At 72.9% G+C, this 5,441-nt stretch carries 4 protein-coding genes; 3 read left to right on the forward strand and 1 reads right to left on the reverse strand.

Annotated features, from left to right (window positions below; all coding sequences use genetic code 11):
* The first annotated feature begins 263 nt into the window (after positions 1-263).
* Together D0D28_RS34985 and D0D28_RS34990 are read left to right on the forward strand one after the other, a co-directional pair.
* Positions 264-1,010, forward strand: coding sequence for an ABC transporter permease (locus D0D28_RS34985; RefSeq protein ID WP_162831278.1), 747 nt, complete (start codon positions 264-266; stop codon positions 1,008-1,010).
* Between the two features lie 9 nt (positions 1,011-1,019).
* Positions 1,020-1,526, forward strand: a complete 507-nt coding sequence (locus D0D28_RS34990) for a mycothiol transferase (protein ID WP_198958250.1) — start codon at positions 1,020-1,022, stop codon at positions 1,524-1,526.
* Here the strand turns inward: D0D28_RS34990 and D0D28_RS34995 are convergent.
* Positions 1,523-2,173 carry a hypothetical protein gene (locus D0D28_RS34995; protein ID WP_116115478.1) on the reverse strand — a complete coding sequence of 217 codons (651 nt, stop codon included), beginning with the start codon at positions 2,171-2,173 and terminating at the stop codon, positions 1,523-1,525. The genes D0D28_RS34990 and D0D28_RS34995 overlap by 4 nt on opposite strands.
* A gap of 262 nt (positions 2,174-2,435) precedes the next feature.
* Here D0D28_RS34995 and D0D28_RS35000 point away from each other — a divergent pair, with 262 nt between their 5' ends.
* Positions 2,436-4,622, forward strand: a complete 2,187-nt coding sequence (locus D0D28_RS35000) for a terpene synthase family protein (protein WP_116115480.1) — start codon at positions 2,436-2,438, stop codon at positions 4,620-4,622.
* Positions 4,623-5,441 lie beyond the last annotated feature (819 nt).

The raw sequence follows: 5,441 nt of genomic DNA on the forward strand, positions 1-5,441 counted from the left end.
TGCATGGACGGGTCTTTCTCTCGGCGGATGAGTGGGTCGCACTTCTCATCCTGCCGCCGAAAGACCCGTCCCCTCGTCTCAAGCCCCCGCAGCCGACACCAACGTCATGACCCGCAACAGCTAGCTGGCCCGGAGTGCTGCAGTCCCGGCCCGCGTCGCCGTGACCCAGCGCCCGCCCGGAAGCCACCCCCGCACGTGCGCCGCGATTCCGATCCCGTCCCTCATCCGGCGGCCACTGCCCGCCGTGCGGCACGATCAACCTCGTGAGCGGAGCGACCCTGCAGGCCGGCCCGATGCTGGCCGTCGTCCTCGCCGTGCTCGTCGCGGCCGGCGCGCTCGCCGTGTGGCTCGGGCGGCTCGGGCCCGGGTGGGCGGTCGTGACCGCGGCCGGCCGCGCGGTCGCCCAGCTGGCCGCGGTGTCGCTGCTGATCACCGCCGTGCTCCGGTCGGGGTGGTGGACCGGCCTGTTCGTGCTGCTCATGTTCACCGTCGCCGCGGTCACCTCGGCCCGGCGCGTCGGGCTACCGCTGGGCCGCCTGCCGTGGATCGCCGTCGCCCTGGCCGGTGGTGTCCTGCCGGTGCTCGCGCTCGTGCTCGGGTCCGGCGTGGTGCCCCTGGAGCCGATCGCGGTCGTGCCGATCGCCGGGATCGTCATCGGCGGCACGATGAGCGCGACCTCCCAGGCCGCTCGCCGCGCCCTCGACGAGCTGTCCACCCGGCACGGCGAGTACGAAGCCGCCCTCGCCCTCGGCTTCCTGCCGCGCGCCGCCGCGCTGGAGATCTGCCGCCCCACCGCCGGCCAGGCGCTCATCCCCGCGCTCGACCAGACCCGCACGGTCGGCCTGGTGACCCTGCCCGGCGCCTACGTCGGTGTGCTGCTCGGCGGGGCCAGCCCGGTGCAGGCCGGGGTGACGCAGGTGCTGGTCCTGATCGGGTTGCCGGCCGCCGCGGCGATCGCGGTGCTCGTGACGGTCCAGCTCGTCGCGGCGGGACTCGTCGATCGCGGTTAGCGTGGGGGCATGACTGTTGCGGACTTGGTGATCGACGGGTTCGACCGCGTCCAGGAGGTCGTGCACGAGGCCGTCGACGGGCTGACCGAGGACCAGCTCGCGCAGCGTCTCGACGAGGGCGCCAACTCGATCGCGTGGCTGGTCTGGCATCTCACGCGCGTGCAGGACGACCACATCGCGGACCTGGCCGGCACGCCGCAGGTGTGGACCGAGGAGGGCTGGCACGAGCGGTTCGGCCTGCCGTTCGGACCGGGGGCGACGGGCTACGGCCACCGCTCGAAGGACGTGGCCGCCGTGCGCGCGGAGGCCAAACTGCTCGCCGGCTACCACGACGCCGTGCACGACTCGACGGTCTCGTGGCTGGGCGGCCTGCGCGAGTCGCAGCTGGACCAGGTGGTCGACGAGGCGTGGGACCCGCCGGTGACCCTCGGGGTCCGGCTGGTGAGCATCCTGTCCGACGACCTGCAGCACGCCGGCCAGGCCGCGTTCATCCGCGGCATCCTCGAGCGCCGCTAGGGAGGCGGGAACTCGGCGGCGACCTCGGCCGCGTCGTCCATCGTCGCGGGGTCCGGGTGTCCGCCGCCGGGCGCGGCCTCGGCGATGACGACGAGCGAGCCGCTGCGCCGCGAGCCGTAGTACTGCCCGGTGAACTCCACGCCGGCGAGGCCGAGCGCGCCGGCCGCGAGGGGCTCGACGTTGCCCGTGCCGTCGGTGTCGGCCAGCTCCTTGAGGTCGGCCGCGGTGCCCGCGCTGGGCATCCGCACCCACGCGATCGACACCACGACGGTGTTGCCGTGCGCGTCGCCGATCGCGAGGAGGAGCCGGTCCAGCTTGCGGCACGGGTGCTTCCGGAAGAACTGCCGCACCTGACCGTAGGAGTGTGCGCCGCAGGTCAGTTCGGCGCGGGCGACCTGTTTCAGCTGGCGCAGGCCCAGGCGGGTCCAGGCCTGATCGCGCTGTCCCTTGCGGGCGGCGTCCTTGCCGGCCGGCTTGCCGTGCGCCGAGGTCGCGGTGCCGCCCGCGGTACCGCCGCCGGTCGTCAGGCCCGCGCCGCCCGCCGCGCCGCCGCCCAGCGCCACCGCCGCGATAGCCGCGCCGCCCTTCTTCTTGTAGCCCGGTCTGCGCTTCCCCTGCGAATCGGTCCACCAGTAGTCGGGTTCCACGGCTGGAAATATTTGTCACATCACTCCATTGGTGTTCTCGTTTCGCGTGAAATCGCTCGAACGGCCCAGTCCCGCCGCCTCCCGGATTTCGAAGTCTCCCGGAATCTTCGGACAATCCCCTGGTCGTCACTAATGAAACTGAGACTGTCCGAAGAGGACATCAAGGCAACTGAGGGTGTTCTGCCCGCGTCATCCGAACAGGGCCTGGGATCGCTCACCTGGCTGTTGCCGCCGCCGGCCCGGGAATGACACTGTCGAAGGCATGCAGGCCTTCACTCTGCCCGAGTTCTACGTCCCCTATCCGGCCAGGCTCAACCCGAACCTGGAGGGCACCCGCGCGCACAGCATGGACTGGGCGCGCCGCATGGGCATGCTCGACGCGCCCAAACCCGGCGGGGGTGTGGTGTGGACGGAGTCCGCGCTGGCCGAGATGGACTACGCCCTCATGTGCGCCTACACGCATCCGGACTGTGCGGGGCCGGCACTCGATCTGATCACCGACTGGTACGTCTGGGTGTTCTTCTTCGACGACCACTTCCTCGAGCAGTTCAAGTACTCGCGCGACATGGTGGGCGCGAAGGAGTACCTGGACCGGCTCGAGCTGTTCATGACCGCGCCCGGCCAGGAGCCGCCGGAGCCGGAGAACCCCGCCGAGGCCGGGCTGAAGGACCTGTGGGAGCGCACGATCCCGGCGATGTCGGAGGGGTGGCGGCGCCGGTTCACGCTGAGCACCCGCAACCTGATGGTCGAGTCGATGTGGGAGCTGGCGAACATCGACCTGGGCCGCGTCGCCAACCCCATCGAGTACATCCAGATGCGGCGGCGGGTCGGCGGGGCGCCGTGGTCGGCGAACCTGGTCGAGTACGCCGTGCGGGCCGAGGTGCCGGACCGGCTGGCGGGGACGCGGCCGATCGAGGTCCTGTCCGACACGTTCGCCGACGCCGTGCACCTGCGCAACGACCTGTTCTCCTACCAGCGCGAGGTGCAGGAGGAGGGCGAGAACTCCAACGCCGTGCTGGTGCTCGAACGGTTCCTCGGCTGCTCCACCCAGGAGGCCGCCGAATTGGTGAACGAGCTGCTGACCTCGCGGCTGCAGCAGTTCGAGGACACGGCCCTGGTCGACGTGCCCGCCCTGCTCGCCGAACACGCCGCACTGCCGCACGAGCAGATCGCCGTCGGCGCCTACGTGAAGGGTTTGCAGGACTGGCAGTCCGGCGGGCACGAGTGGCACGCGCGGTCCAGCCGGTACATGAACGAGGGCGCGGCCGGCGGCGGCCCCAGCCGGCTCACGCCCGGGCCGGTCCTGCGCACCCGGACGCGGCAACGCGACCACGTGCCGTTCACCAAGGTCGGGCACCTGCCGCTGCCCGAGATCTACATGCCCTACGCCTTCCGGATGAGCCCGCACCTGGAGGAGGCGCGGGAGCACAACGTGCACTGGTGCCGGGAGATGGGTTTCTACGACTCGGTGCCGGGCGTGGAGGCCGGGGGAGTGTGGGACGAGGAGCGGTTGCGCGGGATCGACCTGGCGCACTGCGCGTCGATGATCCACGCCGACGCCGATCCGGAGCAGCTGCACCTGTCCACGGCGTGGCTGGCGTGGGGCACCTACGGCGACGACTACTTCCCGGCGGTGTTCGGGGCGGGCCGCAACGTGCCCGCGGCGAAAGCGTCCAACGACCGGTTGTCGCTGTTCATGCCGCTGGACGCGGGGGAGACGCCGGAGCCGTTGACTCCGCTGGAGCGCGGTCTGCAGGACCTGTGGCGCCGCACGGCGACCCCGCTGGGCGTCGACGCGCGGCGGGTGTTCCGGAAGGCCGTGGAGGACATGACCGCGAGCTGGGTGTGGGAGCTGGCGAACCAGGCGCAGAACCGCATCCCGGACCCGATCGACTACGTCGAGATGCGGCGGCGGACGTTCGGGTCGGACATGACCATGAGCCTGTCCCGGATCACCCATCTCACGGCGGTGCCGCCGGAGCTGTTCGGCACGCGGACGTTGCGCGAGCTGGAGACCGCGGCGCAGGACTACGCGTGCTTCGTGAACGACCTGTTCTCCTACCAGAAGGAGATCGAGTTCGAGGGCGAGCTGCACAACATGGTGCTGGTGGTGGAACACTTCCTGGGCCTGGACCGGCTCGCCGCGCGGGACGTGGTGAACGACCTGATGACGGCGCGGATGCGGCAGTTCGAGCACATCCTGGCCGCGGACCTGCCCCAGCTCTTCGAGGATGCCGAACTGGACCCCCCAGCCCGCGACGCGCTCATCCGGCACGCAGACGAGCTGAAGGACTGGATGTCCGGCATCCTCGAGTGGCACCGCCAGTGCGTCCGCTACACCGAGCCGGAGCTGAAGCGCCTGACGAGCCCACCGGCGCCCGCCTTCCCCGCCGAGCTGGGCATGTCGGCCCTCCGGCTGGCGGACCGCTTCCGGGCAGCCTCAGCCTGAGGCACTCGGCCAGGCGCGGCCGGCCAGGGCTCGCCCGGCCTCCGGCCAGGCGCGGTCGGCCAGGGCTCGCCCGGCCTTGGTCTCCTGCCGAGGAGGGCGCAAGCCTGCCGGGCTTTCGCCTCGGGCACGGCCTGGCCTGGCCTGCCGGGTGTCGTCTCGGCCTCCTGCCGAGGAGGGCGCTGGCCTGCGAGGTTTCGCTTCGGCCTTCGGCCTGGCCTGCCGGGTCTCGGCCTCGGCCTCCTCCTGAGGTGAGAGCGCGCCTGCCGGGGTTTCGCCTCGGCCGCGAGCTGGCCCGCTCCGCTTGCGGCCTCGGGCCGCATCCGGTCAGCCTCCTTGGCCGCCCCTCGCCTCTGCGCACCCTTGGCGCGCCTCCGGCCGCCCTCGGCCCATCGGCTTCGCGGCGCCGTAGGCCTCTGGCCCGGCCGGCGCTGACCGCCTCCACCCTCTGCGGCCTTCTCCGACCCTCCGGCGGCCTGCGCCTGTGGCCTCCACCCCCGGCGTGCGGCCTCCACCTCCGGCCCTCCGGCGGCCTGCGGCCTGCGGCGGCCTGCGGCCTGCGGCCTGCGGCGGCCTGCGGCCTGCGGCGGCCTGCGGCGGCCTGCGGCCTGCGGCCTGCGGCGGCCTGCGGCCTGCGGCCTGCGGCGGCCTGCGGCCTGCGGCGGCCTGCGGCCTGCGGCGGCCTGCGGCGGCCTGCGGCCTGCGGCCTGCGGCCTGCGGCCTGCGGCCTGCGGCCTGCGGCCTGCGGCCTGCGGCCTGCGGCCTGCGGCCTGCGGCCTGCGGCCTGCGGCCTGCGGCCTGCGGCCTGCGGCCTGCGGCCTG

The sequence above is a fragment of the Amycolatopsis ruanii genome (genome assembly GCF_003385175.1).
Taxonomy (GTDB): Bacteria; Actinomycetota; Actinomycetes; order Mycobacteriales; family Pseudonocardiaceae; genus Amycolatopsis_E; species Amycolatopsis_E thermalba.